Annotated in this window: 19 protein-coding genes; 11 read left to right on the forward strand and 8 right to left on the reverse strand. The window is 71.9% G+C overall.

Annotation, left to right across the window (positions count from 1 at the left end):
* Positions 1-13: 13 nt before the first annotated feature.
* Complete coding sequence (locus QFZ50_RS01735) at positions 14-958, reverse strand: NAD-dependent epimerase/dehydratase family protein (RefSeq protein WP_307081313.1); 945 nt, start codon at positions 956-958, stop codon at positions 14-16.
* A 133-nt stretch (positions 959-1,091) separates the two neighbouring features.
* Here QFZ50_RS01735 and QFZ50_RS01740 point away from each other — a divergent pair, with 133 nt between their 5' ends.
* The 3 genes from QFZ50_RS01740 to QFZ50_RS01750 all read left to right on the forward strand — a co-directional run bounded on the left by QFZ50_RS01740 (position 1,092) and on the right by QFZ50_RS01750 (position 3,911).
* Positions 1,092-1,802 carry a TetR/AcrR family transcriptional regulator gene (locus QFZ50_RS01740; RefSeq protein ID WP_307081315.1) on the forward strand — a complete coding sequence of 237 codons (711 nt, stop codon included), beginning with the start codon at positions 1,092-1,094 and terminating at the stop codon, positions 1,800-1,802.
* A gap of 68 nt (positions 1,803-1,870) precedes the next feature.
* The gene (locus QFZ50_RS01745) at positions 1,871-2,587 is read left to right on the forward strand and encodes a VOC family protein (RefSeq protein ID WP_307081317.1); all 717 of its coding nucleotides are present in this window, start codon (positions 1,871-1,873) and stop codon (positions 2,585-2,587) included.
* Positions 2,588-2,657: 70 nt separating this feature from the next.
* The gene (locus QFZ50_RS01750) at positions 2,658-3,911 is read left to right on the forward strand and encodes a glycosyltransferase 87 family protein (protein WP_307081320.1); all 1,254 of its coding nucleotides are present in this window, start codon (positions 2,658-2,660) and stop codon (positions 3,909-3,911) included.
* Here QFZ50_RS01750 and QFZ50_RS01755 read toward each other — a convergent pair.
* Positions 3,898-4,743 carry an NAD-dependent epimerase/dehydratase family protein gene (locus QFZ50_RS01755; RefSeq protein WP_307081322.1) on the reverse strand — a complete coding sequence of 282 codons (846 nt, stop codon included), beginning with the start codon at positions 4,741-4,743 and terminating at the stop codon, positions 3,898-3,900. The two genes, QFZ50_RS01750 and QFZ50_RS01755, sit on opposite strands and share 14 nt — an antisense overlap.
* Before the next feature lie 138 nt (positions 4,744-4,881).
* Here QFZ50_RS01755 and QFZ50_RS01760 point away from each other — a divergent pair, with 138 nt between their 5' ends.
* The gene (locus QFZ50_RS01760; RefSeq protein ID WP_307081324.1) at positions 4,882-5,406 is read left to right on the forward strand and encodes an SRPBCC family protein; all 525 of its coding nucleotides are present in this window, start codon (positions 4,882-4,884) and stop codon (positions 5,404-5,406) included.
* Here QFZ50_RS01760 and glsA read toward each other — a convergent pair.
* Together glsA and QFZ50_RS01770 are read right to left on the reverse strand one after the other, a co-directional pair.
* Entirely contained in the window at positions 5,403-7,217 is a 1,815-nt protein-coding gene (gene glsA / locus QFZ50_RS01765) for a glutaminase A (protein ID WP_307081326.1), read from the reverse strand. The genes QFZ50_RS01760 and glsA overlap by 4 nt on opposite strands.
* Positions 7,218-7,292: 75 nt before the next feature.
* Entirely contained in the window at positions 7,293-7,766 is a 474-nt protein-coding gene (locus QFZ50_RS01770; RefSeq protein ID WP_307081328.1) for a hypothetical protein, read from the reverse strand.
* A gap of 153 nt (positions 7,767-7,919) precedes the next feature.
* Here QFZ50_RS01770 and QFZ50_RS01775 point away from each other — a divergent pair, with 153 nt between their 5' ends.
* The gene (locus QFZ50_RS01775) at positions 7,920-8,591 is read left to right on the forward strand and encodes a pentapeptide repeat-containing protein (RefSeq protein ID WP_307081330.1); all 672 of its coding nucleotides are present in this window, start codon (positions 7,920-7,922) and stop codon (positions 8,589-8,591) included.
* Between the two features lie 12 nt (positions 8,592-8,603).
* Here the strand turns inward: QFZ50_RS01775 and QFZ50_RS01780 are convergent, their stop codons facing one another.
* The gene (locus tag QFZ50_RS01780; protein WP_307081332.1) at positions 8,604-9,971 is read right to left on the reverse strand and encodes a CPBP family intramembrane glutamic endopeptidase; all 1,368 of its coding nucleotides are present in this window, start codon (positions 9,969-9,971) and stop codon (positions 8,604-8,606) included.
* Positions 9,972-9,975: 4 nt separating this feature from the next.
* Positions 9,976-10,701 carry a YoaK family protein gene (locus QFZ50_RS01785; protein ID WP_307081334.1) on the reverse strand — a complete coding sequence of 242 codons (726 nt, stop codon included), beginning with the start codon at positions 10,699-10,701 and terminating at the stop codon, positions 9,976-9,978.
* A gap of 121 nt (positions 10,702-10,822) precedes the next feature.
* Between QFZ50_RS01785 and QFZ50_RS01790 the strand changes: the two genes are divergently transcribed.
* Genes QFZ50_RS01790 through QFZ50_RS01815 form a run of 6 tightly spaced genes read left to right on the forward strand, consistent with a single transcriptional unit; the run spans position 10,823 to position 18,523 of the window.
* The gene (locus QFZ50_RS01790) at positions 10,823-12,502 is read left to right on the forward strand and encodes an ABC transporter substrate-binding protein (protein ID WP_307081336.1); all 1,680 of its coding nucleotides are present in this window, start codon (positions 10,823-10,825) and stop codon (positions 12,500-12,502) included.
* A gap of 1 nt (position 12,503) precedes the next feature.
* Positions 12,504-13,457 carry an ABC transporter permease gene (locus tag QFZ50_RS01795; RefSeq protein WP_307081339.1) on the forward strand — a complete coding sequence of 318 codons (954 nt, stop codon included), beginning with the start codon at positions 12,504-12,506 and terminating at the stop codon, positions 13,455-13,457.
* Positions 13,457-14,344 carry an ABC transporter permease gene (locus QFZ50_RS01800; RefSeq protein ID WP_307081341.1) on the forward strand — a complete coding sequence of 296 codons (888 nt, stop codon included), beginning with the start codon at positions 13,457-13,459 and terminating at the stop codon, positions 14,342-14,344. Before QFZ50_RS01795 ends, QFZ50_RS01800 begins: the two co-directional genes overlap by 1 nt.
* Before the next feature lie 4 nt (positions 14,345-14,348).
* Positions 14,349-16,157, forward strand: a complete 1,809-nt coding sequence (locus tag QFZ50_RS01805; RefSeq protein WP_307081343.1) for a gamma-glutamyltransferase family protein — start codon at positions 14,349-14,351, stop codon at positions 16,155-16,157.
* A complete protein-coding gene (locus QFZ50_RS01810) occupies positions 16,141-17,796 on the forward strand; it encodes a dipeptide ABC transporter ATP-binding protein (protein WP_307081346.1) in 1,656 nt (551 codons plus the stop codon). The genes QFZ50_RS01805 and QFZ50_RS01810 overlap by 17 nt, the downstream gene beginning before the upstream one ends.
* Entirely contained in the window at positions 17,762-18,523 is a 762-nt protein-coding gene (locus QFZ50_RS01815; protein WP_307081348.1) for a GntR family transcriptional regulator, read from the forward strand. Before QFZ50_RS01810 ends, QFZ50_RS01815 begins: the two co-directional genes overlap by 35 nt.
* Here QFZ50_RS01815 and QFZ50_RS01820 read toward each other — a convergent pair.
* Positions 18,492-19,748: a phospholipase D-like domain-containing protein gene (locus QFZ50_RS01820; protein ID WP_307081350.1), complete on the reverse strand. Its 1,257-nt coding sequence runs from the start codon at positions 19,746-19,748 to the stop codon at positions 18,492-18,494. The two genes, QFZ50_RS01815 and QFZ50_RS01820, sit on opposite strands and share 32 nt — an antisense overlap.
* Positions 19,749-19,814: 66 nt before the next feature.
* Complete coding sequence (locus QFZ50_RS01825; protein WP_307081353.1) at positions 19,815-20,558, reverse strand: MBL fold metallo-hydrolase; 744 nt, start codon at positions 20,556-20,558, stop codon at positions 19,815-19,817.
* Between the last annotated feature and the right edge of the window lie 27 nt (positions 20,559-20,585).

Here is a 20,585-nt window from a genome sequence, read left to right on the forward strand (position 1 = left end):
GCTAGGCCGGCGGTCAGGCGCGTGCCGTGGCTGCCAGTTCGCCACGCCACCACTGCACGGTCCGCTCGAGCGCGGTCTCCCGTGGCGTGGGCGAGATCCCCAGCACCAGCTGCGACGACGTCGAGTCCATGACGAACGGCCGGGCGAACTGGTAGGACATCTCGGCCAGCTCGCGCATGGACGGCAGCACGACGCCCAGCGCGCCGGACAGCCACCCGGGAGTCCCCGCCACCCGGGGTGCCGCGACCCCCGCGACCGACGCGAAGGCCTCGACGAGTGCACGCTGCGTGAGGGCGGGGAGGGTCGGTGCGTGCAGCACCCTGTCGCGGACCCGCGGCAGGTCCGCGGCCGCGATCATCGCCGCCGCGAGATCGGGGACGTAGGTGAACGAGTGCGCGGCGTCCGGGCTGCCCACGAGCTGGATCCGGGTGCCGTTCAGCACCGCCGGCACCATGCGCTCGCCGGCATGCGACATCCGCACCCGCGGGCCGAAGAAGTCCGACGCGACCACCGAGACGGTGTCCGTCGCCGATGCTGCCCGCGCCGCCAGCAGGGCCGTACGGACACCGCGCTTGCCGCCCTCCGCCGCGCGCTCGCTCTGCTCCGTCATGACCTGGTCCGGCCGGCTGTAGGAGTACAGGCTCTCGGGGAACACCGCGAGCGCACCCTCCCGTCCCGCGGCCTCGAGCACCACGGACTCGGCCGCCGGCAGTTCCCGCTGCCAGGCCGCCGCGGAGTAGGCGCTTCCGTGGATGCAATGAAAGATGGCGAGCGCCCCGGTGGCGGCGGTCGCCAGGGCGGAGGGGTCGGATACGTCGACGACCAGCTTCTCGATGCGGGGGTGGTCCGGCCCGCTGCCGGAACGGGTCAGGATGCGCACGGAGTCCCCCCGCTCCGCGAGCTGCTCCGCGATGGTCCAGCCGACGGGTCCTGCTCCGGTGACGATGTACTGGCTCATGGTGTGCCTTTCGGGGCGGTAGGAGTATGAGAGCAGTGCTCTCAGGGTCAAGGGTGACCCTGTTCCGTGGCAGAGTCAAGAGCGCTGCTCTCGAAAGTTGACACTGCTCTCTTCCGGCTGCGACAGTGGGGCCATGGCCGGAACACCGCGTGAACGCGCTCGCGAACAGACGCTCAGCGACATCACCCTCATCGGCCGCCGCCAGCTCGGCGAGGTGGGCGCGGCAGCCCTCTCCCTGCGCGCGGTGGCGAGGGAACTCGGCGTCGTCTCCTCGGCCGTCTACCGCTACGTCGCCAACCGGGACGAACTGCTCACCCTCCTGGTGGTCGATGCCTACACGGAACTCGGCGACGAGGTCGATGCCGCCGTCGCCTCCGCGGCACCGGCCGCCGTCGAGCGGTTCACGGCACTCGCCGGAGCGGTCCGGTCCTGGGCCGTGCGCGAACCCTCGCGCTACGCGCTGCTCTACGGCAGCCCCGTTCCCGGCTACGCGGCGCCCGGGGAACGGACCACGGCCCAGGGGACGCGCGTCGTCACGCTGCTCGCGCGCATCGTCGACGACGCCTGGCGTGCGGGGGACCTGCACGGCGCCGCCGGCCCGGCACCGGCGCACCTCGCCGGCGACTACGCCGCACTGCGCGGCCAGCTGTCGCTCGCCGCACCGGACCACGTCCTCGCGGCCACGGTGCAGGCCTGGTCGGCCCTGGTCGGTGCCGTCTCGTTCGAGGTCTTCGGCCAGTACGGCGCCGACACGTTCGCCGATCCGGATGCCCTCCACCACTACACGGTCGAGCGACTCGCCGCGCAGCTCGGGCTCCGTGCCGCAGGGGAGCAGGGCGCCTAGGCAGCCGCCTGGATGACGGGCAGCCAGGCCCATGGACCCCGGGCCCCCACGGGTGCAGCATGGGACCCATGGCCGGTGAACGCATGTACCCGATCCTGACGGTCCCGGACCTCGACGAGGCCATCACCTTCTACGAGGACCTCGGCTTCCACCGCACCTACCGCCAGGTGCGCCCCAACCCGCACGCCGTCGTCGAGCTGGAGGACATCGGCATCCATCTCTCCGCGGTGCCCGGATTCGATCCCGCAGCGTCCCTCGGCAGCGTCATCATCACGGTGCCCGACGCCGATGCGCTGTACCGGGCGTTCGCCGACGGGCTGCGGCGCACCCGCGGGCGGATCCCCTCCGCAGGCATCCCGCGGCTGCTGCGGCCCCGCCGGAAGCAGGGGACCACCAGCGGGTTCAGCGTGGTGGATGTCGGCGGCAATTGGCTGCGCATCTCCCGCACCGGCGACACCGAGGACGACGGGGCGGACCGTGCGACCGGCCTGGCCCGCGTCCTGGAGGTGGCCGCGCGGCAGGGGGACGCCCGCGGAGCCGAGGACACAGCCCTGGACGTCCTCGACCGGGGCCTCGCCCGCCACCCGGAGGCGCCCGCCGCCGACCGGGCGCGGGCCGAGCTCTACCGCGCGGAACTCCTGACCCGCCTGGGCCGGCATGCGTCCGCCCGGGCCGCCCTCGCACAGGCGGAGTCGCTCGTCGGCGCGGCGGAGGCGGAAGGACTCGCCGAGGACCTCGCCTCCGCCCGCGAGATCCTTGCCGGCGGGGAGCCCGGCGCACCCTAGGGGATTGGCGCCGGCCACGCGGCGGGTGAGACACTGACGGCTGCCGCCACCCCGCCGACCAGGAGCCCCCGTGCGCATCCGCCTGCCCCGACCGGAGACCCGCAACAGTGCGCGCCCGGTCTGGCTGTTCTTCGCCCTCGTCCACGCCGGGTTCCTCGCCCGCCTGCTGCCCTTCATCATCGGCGGCGGAGTGCTCAGCGACATCCGCTTCTACCGCGAGTGGGCGTACCAGGGGCTGGACGACGGCATCTGGCAGGGGATCGACACCGCGTGGGTGTACCCCGTGGGAGCCCTCGCACCGATGGTCCTCGCCACGGTCTTCGGCCCGTATCTCTACCAGCTCGCCTGGTTCCTGCTCTTCGCCGCGCTCAACGCCGTCGGCACCGCCGCGCTGGTCCGGCGGGGCACGCCGTCGTCGTTCACCGCCGCCTACTGGTGGCTGACGGCGACGGCGCTGCTCGGGCCGGTCGCGGTCGGCCGGATCGACGGCCTCACGGCACCCCTGGTGATCACCGCACTGCTCCTGGTCGCCGCCCGGCCGTTCGTTGCGTCCCTGCTGCTCAGCGCCGCCACGTGGATGAAGGTGTGGCCGGCCGCCGTCCTGCTCGCGGCGCTCGTCGTCGTCCGGACGGGCCGGCTGCGCATCCTCGGCGCGGGCCTCGCCCTCACCGCGGGTATCGCCGCGGTCGTCGCGGTGTCCGGCGACGTCCGCAACCTCACCGGCTTCCTCAGCGCGCAGGGCGCCCGCGGCATGCAGCTCGAGGCACCCCTCAGCACGCCCGGGGTGTGGCAGGCGATCACGGGGACCTCGGGCGCCTACTTCTTCGAGGACGAGGTCATCAACACCATGGAGGTCCGCGGCGCGCTGAGCGGGGTCGTGGGGGACCTCATGACACCGCTGCTGGTGCTGACCGTCGTCCTCGTGGCCGCGTTCCTCGCGATCGCCCTGCGCCGCGGAGCCCGGGCCGATGCCCTGCTCGCCACGGGATCGCTGGCGCTCGTGAGCACCCTCGTGGTCTTCAACAAGGTGGGCTCCCCGCAGTTCATGCTGTGGATCGCGGCCGTGATCGCCGGAGGGCTCGTGCTCGACCGCGCGGCGGAGTGGCGCTACCCGGCGCTCGCGATGCTCGCCTGCGCGGCCCTGACCACCCTCGTGTACCCGGTGTTCTACGACGCCCTGCGCTACGAGCTCAACCCGGCCGTCGCCGTCCTGCTCACGCTCCGGAACCTGCTCGTGGTGAGCATCCTCGTGTGGTCGCTGGTGCGGCTCGGACGCCTGACCGCCCGGGCCCGCGTCTCCGCCGCCGCGGCTACGGGTGCCTGACACCCTTCCCTGCGAGGACGGCGCGGTAGCCCTCCCGGTATGTCGGGTAGGTGAAGGAGAATCCCGTGGACCGGAGCAGCCCGCTGTCCACCCTGCGCGCACCGCCACGGGTCGGGGACACCTCGCCGCGGGGCGGTTCCGGCAGACCCAGCTCGGCGGCGAGGAACTGCAGCACCTCCCCGAGGTCCACGGGCAGTTCGTCACTGCCGAGATAGACAGGGGCGGGATGCGCCACCGCGGTGACCAGATGCACGATCGCCGCCGCGGCGTCGTCGCGGTGGATCCGATTGGTCCACTGCGGTTCCGCCGGCAGCACCGCCTCGCCGCTCGTCACCTGGTCGATCAGGCGCGTCCGGCCCGGTCCGTAGATCCCCGAGAGCCGGAGGACCGTCCCGTGGTCCGAGCGGCCCAGGAGCACCTGCTCGGCCTCGCGCACCAGCCGCGCCGTCGGCGCCGTACTCTCGGCGGGCGACTCCTCGGTGACGAGCGCGCCGTCGAAATCCCCGTACACCGCGGTGGAGGACACGAAGAGGATGCGCCGCGGTGAGACGCCGTCACGCTCGAGGGCGTCCAGCACGTTGCCCGTCGCATCCACGTACGCGCTGCGGTAGGCGGCCTCGGTGCGTTCCCCCGCCGCCGTGGCGACGACGACGACGTCGGTGTCCTCCGGGACCGGCGGCAGCGGCCGCGTCAGGTCCGCGGCCACGCCCTCGATGCCGGCGGGAAGCCGCCCGGGGGAGCGGCGCCAGCCGACCACGCGCTCACCGCGGGCGGCGAGCCGCAGCCCCACCTCCGTCCCGAGGTCACCGCAGCCTGCTATCAGCACCGTCATCGCCTGGCCGTCCTCCCCGCCGCAGGCCGGGGTGGCCGCGCACGACGCCAGTCTAGGCGCCCGTCCAGGCGCCGGCCGTAGACTGGCCCGCGGTGCGCCCGGCGGTCCCGGGCGGAGGAACGACAGCGAGGGGGACGCATGGGACGGGTCATCTCGGTCTCGGACAGCACGGTGATCGCGCGGTCGCCGCAGGCGCTCTACGCCATGGTCAGTGACGTGACGCGGATGGGCGAGTGGAGCCCGGAGAACCGGGGCGCAGTGCTGGCCGAAGGGAGCGGGGGGAGTGGCGGGATCTCCGTCGGCACGGTGTTCGACGGCGCCAACACGCGGGGGCGGGTCAGCTGGACCACGCGCTGCACCGTGACGGCCGCGGAGCCCGGCCGGGAGTTCGCGTTCCGCGTGCACGCGATCGGCGGCACGAAGCGCCGCGTCCCCGCCCGGATCGCGTCCTGGCAGTACACCTTCCGGGAGCACGACGGCGGGACGCTCGTCACCGAGACGTGGACGGACGACCGGCCCTGGCACGACGCCGCCGCGCAGGCCTTCGACTACGTGGCCACCGGCGGGACGACCTTCGCGGCGTTCCAGCGCGGGAACATCCGGCGCACGCTGCGCAACCTCAAGGCGGCGGCCGAGTCCGGCCCGTCCCGGCAGGGCCGCTAGTCCCGGATCCGCACCGCGGTCTCCCGCAGGTACAGGTCCACCCGCGTGTACGCGTCCCGCGTCAGCGCCTTCCAGAGTTCGACGGCGAGCCGCGGGTCCTCCTTCTCGATGGTCCGGATGGCCTGCGCGGTGAGCACCTTGACGTGCACGTCCTCCAGCGCCTTCACGGTCGTCTCCTGGCGGTCGTCGCTGCCGAGGGCGAGTTCACCGAACGTCATCCCGGCGCTCAGGGTGGTCAGCTTGAGGCGCTCGCCGGTGGGGCCGGGCACCGACGTGACGATCCTGCCGGACAGGATGAAGAACACGCCGCCGAAGGACTGCCCGACGCGCCGGACCACGTGGCCCTTCTCGTAGGTGCGGTCCTCCATGCGTGCGGTCAGTGCCTCGACGTCCTCGTCGGTGAGCGGGTTGAGCGCCGGGCACTGCGCCACCTCCACCCTCGAGGGGAGCAGGAGGTCCCCGCCGTACCGGGTGATGAGCTCGTTCTCGCACCATTCGACGGCGGCGGTGCGCGTGTCGAAGGTGGGGACGGGCCGGTCGACGTCCCTGAAGGTCTCCGCGAGGGTGCCCTCGCCGTCGATCAACACCAGGTCGCAGTCCACCTTCGTCAGGTTCTCGCGGACCTCGCCCAGCAGGCGGAGGGAGACGTCCGCCACCTCGTCGACGCGGCGCAGGTCGAGGACCACGAAGTCGACGTCGTCGTCGAGCCCGCTCAGTTCACGCACCATGGACTCCGTACCCGCGAACAGGAGGTCCCCGTTGAGCTCGATCACCCGGGCCTGGTGCCCGTGCTCCCGGAGCACGTCCATCGCCTCGTCGGTCCGGCGGATGCCCGACGGCGCGGCCGTGATGTCGTAGGTGGCGCGGATGGCCGACCGGCCCGCGCGCGCCGCCCGCACGAAGTGCAGTTCCATGTCCCGGGACATGCGCTGGCTCGTCGCCATGCCGCGCACGCTGCTGCCGTGCTCGTCGAGCGGCGGCGAGTACACGGCCAGTCCCACCTGGCCGGGCAGGACGGCGATCGTCCCGCCGCCCACCCCGCTCTTGGCCGGCATGCCCACGGTGCTGATCCACGAGCCCGCGTCGTCGTACATCCCGCAGGTGGTCATCACGGACAGGACCCGCTCGACCGCGAGGAGGTCCATGGCCTCCACGCCGGTCAGCGGGTTGCGCCCCGCGTTCGCCAGCGTGGCCGCCATGACGGACAGGTCCATACAGTTGACCAGCACGGAGCACTGCCGGAAGTAGTCCTCGATGACGGGCGTGGGATCGTCCTCGATGATGCCGAAGGACCGCAGGAGGTAGGCGAGGGCGCGGTTGCGGTGGCCGTGGTCCAGCTCGGACCGGAAGATCTCCTCGTCGACGCCGAGCTGGCGGCCGGCGAAGTGCGAATAGGTGCTGAGGATGCGCTTGAACCGCCGGTTGCCGCCGCGGGACTGTACGAGGGACGTGGCGGTCAGGGCGCCCGCGTTGATCATCGCGTTCGAGGGGCGGCCGCTGCCCGGTGCGAGGGAGATCTCGTTGAAGGAGTCTCCCGAGGGCTCCACGTCCACCTTGGCGTCCACGGCGTCCATCCCGAGGTCCGAGAGCGCCAGGCCGTAGGTGAAGGGCTTCGAGATGGACTGGATGGTGAATTCCTCGCGGGTGTCACCGACCTCGTACAGGTACCCGTCCACGGTGGTCAGGCAGATACCGAAATTGTCGGGATCGACGTTCGCCATGGCCGGGATGGTGCTGTAGGGCTTGCCGTCCTTCAGATCCGAGATCTCCCGGTGGATGGTCCGCAGGTAGCTCTCGATCGGTGATTCCATGCTGCCCACCCTACGGGGCGGGCGCCTCCCGCCCGTCGGGAAGGGGCAGGGAGGGGCAGCGGAGGACGGGGGAGGTCAGCGGGCGCGCACCGTGCCCAGCGTGTGGCGGAGGGAGAGGACGAAGAGCTGGGCGACGGCGGTGGCGACGCCGAGGAGCAGCAGGACCGGTGCCAGGCCGGCCGTGCGGCTGTACCAGGGGCTGACCGACGGGAAAGCCACCTGACCGGGGGTGAAGGACTCCAGGTACTGCTGCTCGTACACCGCCGGCGCCAGGAGGAAGAACACGCCGAACCCCACGAGGACACCCGCGGTGATCCACACCCACCGGTCGTACGGGTTGCGCGGTGTCGCGTCGTCCTGCCGGGCGGGAGCGGCGGGGACCACCTCGCGGATCGCGGAGGGCTCCGGACCGGGCTCCGGCTCCTGCGGCAGCGCGGGGGCCAGAGGGGCCGGTGACGCCATGCGCGAGGCCTGTTCCGTGGCGCCACCACGCTGGTAGATGCCGTCGTACCGCGGATCGTAGGTGGACTGCAGGCGGTCGCTGCTCATCGGTTTCCTCCCCCTGGACGGACGATTGCACCCTAGTAAAGCACGGTGCCGCCGCGCGGTCGCCCCTGCCGCCGGGTGCCGGGGAGGTGTGGATGGTTTGATGGAGGTCCGGCCGCCGGGACCCTGCGGCACGCACGACGATCGGAGACGGGAATGCCACGGCCACCGGCACGCAGCGCGACGAATGCGCCGCGCCTGTCCCTCCGGCCCCCGCAGGGCGTGACGCGCGTCGACGACCCGCGCCTGCTCGACGGGGACCACCGCGAGGGCGAGCACTACGAACGGCTGGCCCTCGACCGGCAGGAGCTCGCCGGCATCACGCTGCAGGAGTGCGTGCTCGAGGGGGTGTCGCTGGACGACACGGACCTGCGCGGCGCGCGCATCCTCGAGTGCGCGTTCGAGGACCTCTTCGCCCCGGTCTTCCGTGCCCCGCGCAGCAGCTGGCGGGAGACGTCGCTGCGCAGTACCCGGTGGGGGTCGGCGGAGCTCTACGACAGCCGGCTCGACGGGGTCCACCTGGACGGCGGGAAGCTCGACTACGTGAATCTCCGCAGCGCGCGGCTCACGGACGTCCTCGTGAGCGGATGCATCATCGGCGAGCTGGACCTCACGGGCGTGCGGGCCACGCGGCTCGCCCTGGCGGACTGCACCATCGGGACGCTCACGCTCGACGGCGCCCAGCTGCGCGACGCGGACCTCCGCACCAGCAGCTTCCGCGGCATCCAGGGGATCGACGGGCTGCGGGGCGTGACCATCGACGAGTACCAGCTGCAGCTGCTGGCGCCCTTCCTCGCGGAGAGCATGGGCCTGCGCATCGAGGGCTGAGGCGGGTCCGCCCTACTCGGCGGGGTGAGCGGGGCCCGAGGGGTGCGGGACGCCCGTGGGATGCCCGGGCCCGCCCGGATGGGCGGGACCGGAGGGGTGGCGGTCGGCGTCGTAGTCCCTGGCCGGGGCGGGAGTCGCCGCAGCAGGGGGACCGGCAGGAGGACCGGCGGGAGGACCGGCAGGAGGACCGGCGGGCCGGCCGGTGTCCTGGTCGGGGGTCTCGGCGCGGGCCGGGGCGGGAGCGGCCCCGGGAGCGGGATCGGCCTGCCGGGCCGGCCGGCCGGCGACAGGAGCGCGCAGCGGCGGACCGGCGGGCGCTTCGGGCGGGACCGCCGTCGGCTGCCGCGTGCGCGTCCGTACCCAGGGCTGCGCATCCGGGTACGCCGGAGCCGACGAGGAGTGGACGCCGTGGGGGCGGTGGCCGTCGCCGACGTGCACGGCATGCAGGCCGGCCGGCTGCAGCACCGGCAGCGCGACCACCGTGCGGGTGCGGTCGATGCCCCTGCGGTCGGCGAGCCGCACGATGACGACGGCCGTGACGCCCATGGTCAGGGCGGAGACGATGAGGCCGCTGACCGACCCCTCGGTGGAGTTCACGTCCACCAGCCCGAAGGCGCCGAGCACGAAGATGGTCATGTTGTTGATCGCGTGGACGGCGATCGCCGCCTCGAGCCCGCCCGTGCGCCAGCTGATCCAGCCGGCGAAGATCGCGAAGAGCGCGACGTCGGCCTGTCCGAGCGGATCGTACCCGTGGCCGAGGACGAACAGCGGCACGGGGAGCAGGATCGCGTAGGCGGGGTGCCGCAGCCAGCTGCCGATCGCCTGCATCAGGAAGCCCCGGAAGACGTATTCCTCCGCGGCGGCCTGGAACGGGACGGCGAGGACGGCCAGCACCAGCATGACGAGGAGGATCGACGTGTCCTGCTGCGCCGGTGCGGGGACGGACTCCTCGGGAAGGAGGAACCCGATCCCGGTCGACACGACGAGGCTCGCGAGGAAGACCGCCAGTGCGACACCCGTGCACACCGCGAGCCAGCGCCAGCGGATGCGGCCGGCCACGGAGGAGAGCAGGCCGAGGGGCCGCGGGCCCATGATCAGCGCCGCGAGGGCGAGGGCCGGGATCATCAGGATCAGCGACACCAGCGTGAAGGCGAACGTCACCGGGTTGCTGAGATCCAGTTCGGTCAGGGCATCGAGGTACGGGTCCACGCCGGTGGGCGAGAGGATGGCGGCGGCCATGCCCGCCACCACGACCACGAGGAGGAACACGATGTAGAACACGAAGCCGAGCAGCGCCGTGAGCAGCGGCTTCCACCAGCTGTGCCATGGCCACGAGAGGGCCAGGCGGTGGAATTCGTACTGTCCCTCGACCTGTCGCATGGATCTACCGTAGTGCGGATTCCCTCGTCTTTTCAGCGAGGTCCGCCTGCCGGTCCTGCCGGTGGCGCAGATGCCCCAGGAGGGTGACGACGGCGGAGAGCAGGGCGGAGACGGCCACGCCGAGCCAGAGGCCCACGGAGAGGGTCAGGGCTCCCACTACGGCACCCGCCATGATCAGTGCGATCGCCGAGGCGCGGCGCGCCCAGAACGGGCTCTTCCCGCCGGCGAGGCGGGAATCGGAGGCGAGGCCGGTGATGGTCGAGGTGACCACCACGGTGGTGATCTCGGCGACCTTGAGGCGCTTCGCCGTCGCGGCCTGGATGCCCATCATGGTCGCGAGCACCGACGTCGTGATGCTGCCCAGGACCTCCTCGGCGTGGACGTCGACCAGCGCGACGTACACCGCGAGGCCCGTCAGGCCGACGGTCACCGTGAGGAGGGTGCTGGAGGTGCGGCCGGACCACCCTTCCGGTCCCTTCCGCAGCACCCGGCCCGCGAGGGCCGCACCCACCATGAAGAAGACGAGGGCGAGGGCCGGCCGGAGGATCGGGAGCTCGGCGCCGCCGGCGAAGGCCATGCCCAGGAGGACGACGTTGCCGGTCATGTTGCCCGTGAAGACGCGGTCGAGCCCGAGATAGCCCACGGCGTCGATCACGCCCGTGGAGAACGTGAGCGCGAGCATGAGCCACAGATGCAGGCGGTCCGTGCCCACGCGATTCTTCTTCACCATGTTTTCCTTCGGTAACAACCTTGAAACGAATGTATACGAAGCTTATCGTCGTACCCGTGATTGTATTCAATATTGATCACCGTGCAGAAGCAGTTCCGTCCGTCCGTTCGTGAGGAACCCCATGCAGCACCACCCGCAGCACCCGCCGGCCCCGCGCCGTCGTCCCCGCAGGCCGGCGCGACTGATCGCCGCTGCCGCCGTCGCCCTGACCGCCCTGACCGCCTGCCAGCCCGTCCAGCCCCTCCCGGCCGCCCCGGTGCGCGACGACGTCACGAGCGTGCCCCTCCCCGACGCCGGCGTCAGGGAGGGGGGCGACCTCGTCATGGCGCTCTCCGCCGAGCCGGACCGCCTGGATCCGACGACGTCGTCGTCCCTCTACACGCGCTACGTCATGCAGACCATGTGCCAGAAGCTCTACGACATCGACGCCGACGGCGGACTCGTCCCGCAACTGGCCACGGCCCTGCCGCAGATCTCCGAGGACGGCCTCACCGTCACCATCCCCGTCCGCACCGACGCCGTGTTCGCCGACGGCGAGCCGTTCGACGCCGACGCCGTCCGCACCACCCTCGAACGCCACCTCACCCTCGAGGGGTCCACCCGCAAGAGCGAGCTGGGACCGATCAGCGACATCCGGGCGGTGGGCGCGGACCGCGTGCAGATCACCTACGAGAAGCCCTTCGCACCCCTCACGGCGGCGCTCGCCGACCGCGCCGGCATGATGCTCTCGCCCCGGGCGATCGCGGAGAAGGGCGCGGACTTCGGCAACAGCCCGGTGTGCGTGGGACCGTTCCGGTTCGTCGACCGCGTGCCGCAGACGTCCATCACCGTGGAGCGCGACCCGCTCTACTACGACGCCGACAACGTGCACCTGGACACCATCACCTACCGGATCATCACGGACGCGAACATCCGGGCCGCGAACCTGCGCTCCGGCGACGTGCAGGTGGCCGACACCATCTCCCCGCAGGACGTCGACGCCCTGCTCAAGGAGGACGGCGTAGGCGTGCTGCAGGTCGGATCACTCGGCTACCAGGGGCTCACGGTCAACGTGGGCAACACGGCGGGCGTCGGTGAGCCCCCGGGCAGCATCGACACCCCTCTCGCGCAGGAGAAGGCGGTCCGCATGGCCCTGTCCCTGTCGATCGACCGCGAGGCCCTCGTGAACACCGTGTTCAACAGCTGGTTCGAACCCGCCTGCTCGCCCATCTCACCCGACAGCCCGTACGCCTCCGAGGCGAGCGAGGCGTGCCCGCCCTACGATCCGGACGGGGCCAGGAAGCTCCTGGCGGACGCCGGCCTCGAGACGCCGTACCCCATCGAGATGCAGGTGACCAACACACCGGACACCCTGCGCTACGGCCAGGCGCTCCAGGCCGCCGTGGCCGACGGGGGCTTCGAGCTCACCGTGGTGCCGGTCGAGTACTCCACGCTCCTCGACGTGCAGTCCCAGGGCGACTTCGAAGCCCTCCAGCTCGGCTGGTCCGGGCGGATCGACCCGCACGGCAACATGTTCAACTTCCTGTCCACCGGCGGCGGCAACAACTACTCCGGCTACAGCAACCCCGCGGTGGACGAGCTGCTCACCGGCGCCGCGCGGATCAACGACGTCGACGAACGCGCGGCCCTCTACGGCCAGGCCGTGGAACTCGTGCAGGAGGACAACCCCCTCATCTACCTGTACCGGCAGCGGAGCCTCACCGCCTACAGCACCGACATCGCCGGCGTGGAGACCTTCGCCGACGGCGTCGTGCACCTCAGCAACGCCGCCTTCATCGAGCCGTCCGAGAGTGAGAACTGACATGGGCCGCTATCTCGTCACCCGGCTCTGGCAGTCGGCCGTCACCCTGATCCTCGCCTCGATCGTGGTCTTCATCGGTGTGCGGCAACTGCCCGGCGATCCCGCGCTCGCCATGGCGGGGGAGGAGGCGAGCCCCGAGCAGCTCGCCGCCGTGCGGGCCGAGATGGGCCTCGACCAGCCGCTCGTCACGCAGTACCTCGCGTTCGTGCGCAACATGTTCCGCGGCGACTTCGGGGAGTCCACCCGGACCGGCACCCCCGTCACGGAGCTGATCGCCACCACGCTGCCGGTCACCCTGTGGCTCTCGGCCTACGCGATCGTGGTGGCGATCGTCGTCGGGATCCTCTTCGGCGTGATCGCCGAACGGTTCCGCGGACGGTGGCCCGAGTGGGTCGCGAACGCCTTCGCCCTCATCGGTCTCTCCGTGCCCAACTTCTGGCTCGGGATCCTCGCCATCCTCTACCTCGCGGTGACCCTGGGCTGGTTCCCCGCCTCGGGCTACGTGGACGTGCTCTCGGATCCGTTCCGGGGGCTCTACTACCTCACGCTGCCGGCCCTGATCCTCGGCACCGGGCTCGCCGCCGTCATCATGCGCCAGACCCGCGCGTCGATGATCGAGACGATGACCACCGACTACGTCCGGACGGCCCGCGCCAAGGGCCTCGGCCGGGGCCGCGTCCTCATGCGGTACGGGCTACGGAACTCGCTGATCGTCGTCGTGACCATCGTGGGCCTGCAGCTCGGCGGCCTCATCTCCGGGGCCGTGGTGACGGAGCGCATCTTCGCGCTGCCGGGCTTCGGGAAGCTCACCCTCGACGCCGTCTTCACCCGCGACTACCCCGTCATCCAGGCGGTGGTGCTGATCATCACGGTCAGCTACATCCTCATCAACCTCGCCGTGGACGTCCTGTACTCGGTGGTCAACCCCAAGATCCGCGTCGAAGGAGCCAACTGATGGCCGTAGAGACACTGCCCCCGGGAGCCGGCGCGGGACTCGGCTCCGGCCGCGGCCGCATCCTGTCCTCCCTCCGCTCCAACCCGTTGGGCATCACGGGCGGCATTCTGCTCGTCCTCGTGGTGCTCGCCGCGGTCCTCGCCCCGGTCCTCGCGCCCTACCCGCCCACCGAGGTCCACTTCGACACCCCGTTCCAGCGACCCCTGACCGAGGGCTTCCTGCTCGGCACGGACGACCTCGGGCGGGACATCCTCTCGCGCCTGCTGTTCGGCATCCAGACCTCGCTGCAGGTCGGCGTGCTCTCCGTGCTCCTCGCCGTGATCATCGGGACGCCGCTGGGCCTCCTCGCGGGCTACTCCCGCGGGTTCGACGCCGTCATCTCCCGCCTCACGGACGTCACGCTCGCCTTCCCGTTCCTGATCATCGCCGTCGGGCTCGCCGCGATCAGCGGCCCCAGCCTCGGCAACGCGGCGGTCGCGCTCGGCATCGCGCAGATCCCCACCATGATCCGGGTGGTGCGCGGCGAGACACTGCGCATCAAGGAGAGCGACTTCGTGCTCGGCGCCCGCACCATGGACGCCTCGCCGACGTGGATCATGCTGCGGCATGTCCTGCCGAACGCCACGTCCGCGATCATCGTGCAGGCCACGGTGATCATGCCCGTCGCGGTGATCGGCGAGGCCCTGCTGTCCTTCCTCGGCCTCGGCATCCAGCCACCCACGCCGAGCCTCGGGATCATGCTCTCCGACGCCCAGCAGTACCTCTTCCGTGCACCCAGCGCGGCGATCTTCCCGGGCGTCGCGATCGCCCTGATCTGCCTCGCCTTCAACCTGTTCGGAGACGCCCTGCGCGATGCCTTCGACCCGACGAACACCAGCCGAAAGTGATCCGATGACGTACACACCCCCACCCTCCTTCACCACGCGGCCCACCCTCCAGGGCACGTTCGGCATGAGCGCCTCCACGCACTGGCTGGCCACCGCCTCCGCCCAGGCCGTCCTCGAGCGCGGCGGCAACGCGTTCGACGCCGCCGTGGCCGGGGCCTTCGTCCTGCACGTCGTCGAACCGCACCTCAACGGGCCGGGCGGCGACATGACCGGCGTCTTCGCCACCGCCGAGGAGCCGGGCCGGCCGGTCGTCCTGATGGGCCAGGGCCCCGCCCCGGCCGCCGCGACCCGCGAGCACTACCTCGCCGAGGGCCTCGAACTCGTCCCCGGCGCCGGTGCCCTCGCCGCGGCCGTCCCCGCCGCCGTCGACGCCTGGCTGCTCCTGCTGCGCGATCACGGGACGTGGGAACTCGGGGACGTCCTCGCCTTCGCCGTGGGGTACGCCCGGGACGGCCACCCGATCGTGGGGCGCGTCGGGGCGACCATCGCGGCCGTCGCTGACCTGTTCACCGAGCACTGGCCCACGTCGGCGGCCCTCTGGATGCCCGAGGGCAGGCCGCCCCGCGAGGGCGAGATCATCCGGAACGAGGCGTACGCCCGGGTCCTCGACTCCCTGGTCGGTGCCGCCGCGGACGGCGCCACGCGGGCCGAGGGGATCGACGCCGCCCGGCGCGAGTGGCGTACGGGGCTCGTGGCGCAGGCCTCCGCCGAGTTCGTGGCGACACCGCACCGGCACTCCTCGGGACTCGACCACGCCGGGGTCATCACCGTCGAGGACTTCGCGGACTTCGAGGCCTCCTACGAGGAGGCGACCACGCTCGAGTTCCGCGGCCACACCATCGCCAAGACCGGGCCGTGGGGCCAGGGGCCCGCGCTGCTGCAGACCCTCGCCATCCTCGACGGTTTCGACGACGAGCGCCTCGACCCGTCCACGGCACTCGGCGCGCACACCATCCTCGAGGCGCAGAAGCTCGCGATCGCCGACCGCGAGGCCTACTACGGCGACGCCCACGTCCCGATGGAGCACCTGCTCTCCCCGGAGTACGCCGCCGTACGCCGCGCGCTCATCACGGACGAGGCGTCGCTCGAGTTCCGGCCCGGCACCGTGCCGGGCGTCGAGCCCTTCACGCCGCCGCTGCGCACCGGCTACACGCCGCCCGCCCTCGCCGGCGGGAGCGGCTTCGCCGGGGTGGGGGAGCCCACCGTCTCCCGCAGCGGCGAGACGCGCGGCGACACCTGCCACATCGACGTCGTCGACTCCGCCGGCAACATGGTCTCCGCGACGCCGAGCGGAGGCTGGCTGCAGTCCTCGCCGGCCATCCCCGAGCTCGGGTTCTGCCTGGGCTCGCGGCTGCAGATGACGTGGCTCGAGGAGGGCGGCCCGTCCACCCTCGAGGCCGGCAAGCGCCCCCGCACCACGCTCACGCCGACGCTCATCCTGAAGGACGGCAGGCCCGTCGTCGCCCTCGGGTCGCCCGGCGGGGACCAGCAGGACCAGTGGCAGCTCCTCTACATCCTCCGCACCATCGTCGGCGGCTACACACCGCAGCAGGCCGTCGACGCACCGTCCCTCCACACCACCTCCATCCCCGGGTCCTTCTGGCCGCGCACCTGGGAGCCCGGCGGCGCCGTCGTCGAGGACCGGCTGGGCGAGGACGTCATCGCGGACCTCGAACGCCGGGGCCACGTCATCACGCGGGCGGGGGACTGGTCGCTCGGCCGGCTGTCCTCCGTCGCCAGGGACCACGAGACCGGTGTGCTCTCCGCCGCCGCCAACCCCCGAGGAGCACAGGGCTATGCTGCAGGACGCTGAGAACATCCTGGAGGTCACCGACCTGGAGGTCGCCTTCGGCGGGACGCCCGTCCTGCACCGCATCACCTTCTCCATGCGGCGCGGCGAACGCGTGGCCATCGTGGGCCAGTCCGGGTCCGGCAAGTCCACCGCGATCGGCGCGATCCTGCGCCTCCTGCCCGGCAGCGGGCGCATCACGCACGGCTCCATCGTGCTCGGTGCCGGACGCACCCGGGGCGACGTCGAGGACCTCGCCACGGCCACCGAGCCCGTGCTGCGGACCATCCGCGGGCAGCGCGTGGCGCTCGTCCCGCAGGACCCGATGTCCAACCTGAACCCGGCCATGAAGATCGGCCCGCAGGTCGCCGACGCGATCCTGGCGAGCCTGCGGGGCGAGGCGAGACCGGACCGCGCCGAGGTGCGCAGGCGCGCCGTCGCCCTCCTGTCCGAGGCCGGCATCCCCGACGCCGACCGCCGCTACGGGCAGTACCCGCACGAGTTCTCGGGCGGCATGCGGCAGCGCGTGCTCATCGCCATCGCCCTCGCGGGCGAACCGGAACTGCTCATCGCGGACGAGCCGACCTCCGCCCTGGACGTCACGGTCCAGCGGCAGATCCTCAACCACCTGCAGTCCCTCGTCGACGCCCGGGGCACCTCCCTGCTGTTCATCACGCACGACCTCGGGCTGGCCGCGGACCGCACCGACCGCATCATCGTCATGTCCGAGGGGAGCATCGTCGAGGTCGGCACGCCACGGCAGATCCTGCTGCACCCGCAGGAGGAGTACACGCAGCGGCTCGTCGCCGCGGCGCCCTCCGTCGCGGCGGTCCTCGACGCCGAACCGCTGACGGGTGCCGGCGCAGGGACGGCCCCCGCCCCGCCGATCCTCGTGGTGGAGAACCTCGTCAAGGAGTTCGCCCTCCGCGGCCAGCGCGGCAGCACCGTGCGCGCCGTGAACGACGTGTCCTTCTCGGTGGAACGCGGCACGACGACGGCGATCGTCGGCGAGTCCGGCTCCGGCAAGACGACCGTGGCGCGCATCATCCTCGGACTGGAGACCGCGACCTCCGGCCAGGCCCTGATCGACGGCGAATCCCTCACGACCACGCGCGGCGCCCAGCGCCGGGCGCTCCGCCGCAAGGTGCAGCCCGTCTTCCAGGACCCCTACGGCTCCCTCGACCCGACGTACAGCATCGAGCGCCTGATCGACGAGCCGCTGCGCATCTTCGGCGTCGGGGACCGCCGGAGCCGGCAGGACCGGGTCGGCGAGCTCCTGGACCAGGTGGCCCTGCCGCGGTCCGTCGCCCAGCGCCGGCCGAACGAACTCTCGGGCGGCCAGCGGCAGCGCGTGGCCATCGCCCGGGCGCTCGCCCTCGAACCGGAGCTGCTGATCTGCGACGAGGCGGTGTCCGCGCTCGACGTACTCGTACAGGACCAGATCCTGGCGCTGCTCGCAGACCTGCAGGATAGGCTCGGGCTCAGCTACCTCTTCATCACCCACGACCTCTCGGTGGTGCGGCAGATCGCGTCCGACGTGGTCGTGATGAAATCCGGAGACGTCGTCGAGAACGGTTCGGTGGACGACGTCTTCAACCGCCCGCAGGCGGAGTACACGAAGGAACTTCTTGGAGCGATCCCCGGTGCGGCCTTCGCGGCCTGAGACGGACGCGGCGGCCCCCCAGCGCGTCCTCGATGCCCTCCGCCGCGACATCATCCTCGGCACCCTGCAGCCCGGGGCCCGGGTGACGGAGGCCGCGCTCGCCGCCACGTACGGCGTCTCGCGCATCCCGGTGCGGGAGGCGCTGCGCGCCCTCGAGGCGGAGGGCTTCGTCGAGTCCAAGCCGTACGCCGGCTCCACCGTGGCCAAGATCCCGCTCGACGACGCCGAGGACCTGTTCGCCGTCCGCGGGGTCATCGAGGCCACCATCGCGCGCCGTGCCGCGCGTCGGGCGACGGCGCACTTCGCGGGCGAGGCGCCCAGCCCCCAGTGGTGGGCGGCACGCCGGGCCCTGGTCGGCATCCTCGACGACGGCGACCGCGCCGTGGCGGCCGACGCCCTCACGGACCTGCCCGAGCTCAACATCCGCTTCCACCTCGGCGTCGCCGAGCTCAGCGGCAGCGCCTCGCTGGCCGCCCTGCTCCGGCAGATCTCCGGCAAGATCGAGTGGCTCTACGCCGCGGACGTGGACAACCGGGGCAAGCAGTCGTGGGGCGAGCACCGCCTGATCATCGCGGCGATCGACGCCGGCAACGCGGGCGAGGCGGAACGCCTGATGGCGGGCCATGTGGGCTCCTCGCAGCGCGGGTACATGGAGCGTTTCGCGGCGGACGGACCAGGGACCGGTGCGGCGGGCGCTACAGGAACGGACGCAGCGGCGCGAGGATGAGCTCGCTGGCGCGGGCCACCAGGTGGCGGCCCTCCCACTCCTCCCGGGTCAGGACGCGGCTGTTGGAGGAATCCACCTCGAAGATCTGCTCCATGGTGCCCGCGAGGTCGCGGTCGAAGATCTCGAGGTTGATCTCGTAGTTGCCGGTGAGGCTCAGGCGGTCGATGTTCGCGGTGCCGACGGTGCTCCACTCGCCGTCGATCGTCGCCGTCTTCGCGTGGATCATCGAGTTCTGGTACAGCAGGATCTGCACGCCCGCATTGATCAGGGAGGAGTAGAACCCGCGGGACAGCCAGTCGGAGACCACGTGGTTGGAGTCCTCGGGGAGGATCACGCGGACGTCCACGCCGCGGCGGCTCGCCCGCAGCAGGGCGTCGAGGATCTGCCGGTCCGGGATGAAGTACGCCGTCGTGATGAAGATGTGGTGCTTGGCCCGGTTGATCGCCTCCAGGTAGACACCCCGGATGGGGAACACGAGGTAGGCGGGGATGTTGTTGACGGCGCGGATGCGCGGCTCCCAGAAGGAGGCGCTGAGATCGGGCAGCTCCGGCCTGCGCGGCTTCGCGCGGAGATTCCAGAAGTTCGCGAACGCCTCCCGGAGCTCCCACACGGACGGGCCGCGGATCTCGAGGTGCGTGTCCCGCCACTTCGTCGCGTACAGCGAGCCGATGTTGTACCCGCCCACGAAGCCGACCTCGTCGTCGACCACGAGCACCTTGCGATGGTCGAAACCGCTGCCGCGGATGTTCGTGAAGACGATCGACGGGCGCAGCACGGGGAAGCGGTAGGCGTTGACGAGCGGGTGGAAGGAGTAGAAGAACGGGTTGACCACCAGGTTCGCGAAGCCGTCGTAGATCACGAAGACCTTCACACCGCGCTCGGCGGCCCGGTTCACGGCGTCGCGGAACCGTGTTCCGACGGCGTCGCCCTTCCAGATGTACGTCTCGAGCAGCACCTGGTGCTCGGCGCCGTCGATGGCCGCGATCATCGCCTCGAAGAGGTCCTCGCCGTACGTGTACACCGTGGTGTCGGTGTCCGCGATCTTCGTGTGGAAGGTCCCGGGCTGGGGGAAGCCGGGGCGCCGGGTGCGGCGGCGCTTCTGGTAGGTGTCCACCCCGACGAGGCCGCCGATGACCACCGCCTGCGCGGAGAACAGGGTGATCGCGGCCCGCTTGGCCGTGGTGCGGGCGAACCCCATGATCGTCCGACGCTTGAACCAGCTCATGGACCCAGCGTATAGCCCCCGGTGGGACCGGACCTGCTGCGGACCGGTCCCACCGGGGAGCGGTTGCTAGTGGCGGCCGACCTCGGCGGCCTGGGCGACCGCCGACTCGACGCCGGCGAACCACGGGAAGCCGTGCCCCGGCAGGACGGTCCCGGCAGCGGTGGACCGCAGGGCATCGAGCGACCGCAGCGCGGTGTCGAAGTCCGCGGTCGCGGCCATCGCCACGACCTGCGGTCCGGGGTGACCGGTGTAGGGGTCGAGCGTGACGAGGGCGTCCCCGCTGATCACGGCGTCCCGGTCCGGGAAGTGCAGGCCGCAGTGCCCCTTCGTGTGGCCCGGCGTCGGGACGAGCAGCGGTGCGCCGGGCAGGGCGGCGGCGGCCTCCGGTGTCAGCGGCAGCGTGTCCTCGATCCCCTTGACGGCGACCGCGCCCGCCAGGGCCATCCGCACCAGTCCCGGGATGGAGCGGGCATAGCGCAGCGGGTAGACGAACGGGGTGCGCTCCCGCTCGTAGCTGTAGGGGTGCGCGGCGATGTACGCGTCATCGGGGTGGCAGTACACGGGGATACCGTGCTGCGAGCGCAGGTGCTCGGCGGTGCCCACGTGGTCGAAGTGGCCGTGGGTCAGGATGACGGCGCGGATGTCCTCCACGGACCGCCCGATCCGGCTGAGCGCCTCGAGGAGCAGGGCCCTGGAGCGGGGGAGGCCGGTGTCCACCAGGAGCACGCCGTCGTCGTCCTCCACGAGGTAGACGTTGGTCCTCGCGTGCTCGAGGAAGTGGATCCCCGGGGCGATGTCCGTCCTGATCATGCGTCTCCTTCGCTCGTCACCTGCCCC

This window comes from Arthrobacter agilis (assembly GCF_030816075.1).
Taxonomy (GTDB): domain Bacteria; phylum Actinomycetota; class Actinomycetes; order Actinomycetales; family Micrococcaceae; genus Arthrobacter_D; species Arthrobacter_D agilis_E.

Coding starts and splice junctions, on each gene's coding strand:
- QFZ50_RS01800 (WP_307081341.1), top strand. CDS start 13,457: ATGGCCGTAGAGACACTGCCCCCGGGAGCCGGCGCGGGACTCGGCTCC.
- QFZ50_RS01745 (WP_307081317.1), top strand. CDS start 1,871: ATGGCCGGTGAACGCATGTACCCGATCCTGACGGTCCCGGACCTCGAC.
- QFZ50_RS01790 (WP_307081336.1), top strand. CDS start 10,823: ATGCAGCACCACCCGCAGCACCCGCCGGCCCCGCGCCGTCGTCCCCGC.
- QFZ50_RS01785 (WP_307081334.1), bottom strand. CDS start 10,701: ATGGTGAAGAAGAATCGCGTGGGCACGGACCGCCTGCATCTGTGGCTC.
- QFZ50_RS01770 (WP_307081328.1), bottom strand. CDS start 7,766: ATGAGCAGCGACCGCCTGCAGTCCACCTACGATCCGCGGTACGACGGC.
- glsA (WP_307081326.1), bottom strand. CDS start 7,217: ATGGAATCACCGATCGAGAGCTACCTGCGGACCATCCACCGGGAGATC.
- QFZ50_RS01825 (WP_307081353.1), bottom strand. CDS start 20,558: ATGATCAGGACGGACATCGCCCCGGGGATCCACTTCCTCGAGCACGCG.
- QFZ50_RS01820 (WP_307081350.1), bottom strand. CDS start 19,748: ATGAGCTGGTTCAAGCGTCGGACGATCATGGGGTTCGCCCGCACCACG.
- QFZ50_RS01775 (WP_307081330.1), top strand. CDS start 7,920: ATGCCACGGCCACCGGCACGCAGCGCGACGAATGCGCCGCGCCTGTCC.
- QFZ50_RS01780 (WP_307081332.1), bottom strand. CDS start 9,971: ATGCGACAGGTCGAGGGACAGTACGAATTCCACCGCCTGGCCCTCTCG.
- QFZ50_RS01760 (WP_307081324.1), top strand. CDS start 4,882: ATGGGACGGGTCATCTCGGTCTCGGACAGCACGGTGATCGCGCGGTCG.
- QFZ50_RS01740 (WP_307081315.1), top strand. CDS start 1,092: ATGGCCGGAACACCGCGTGAACGCGCTCGCGAACAGACGCTCAGCGAC.
- QFZ50_RS01810 (WP_307081346.1), top strand. CDS start 16,141: ATGCTGCAGGACGCTGAGAACATCCTGGAGGTCACCGACCTGGAGGTC.
- QFZ50_RS01755 (WP_307081322.1), bottom strand. CDS start 4,743: ATGACGGTGCTGATAGCAGGCTGCGGTGACCTCGGGACGGAGGTGGGG.
- QFZ50_RS01805 (WP_307081343.1), top strand. CDS start 14,349: ATGACGTACACACCCCCACCCTCCTTCACCACGCGGCCCACCCTCCAG.
- QFZ50_RS01795 (WP_307081339.1), top strand. CDS start 12,504: ATGGGCCGCTATCTCGTCACCCGGCTCTGGCAGTCGGCCGTCACCCTG.
- QFZ50_RS01735 (WP_307081313.1), bottom strand. CDS start 958: ATGAGCCAGTACATCGTCACCGGAGCAGGACCCGTCGGCTGGACCATC.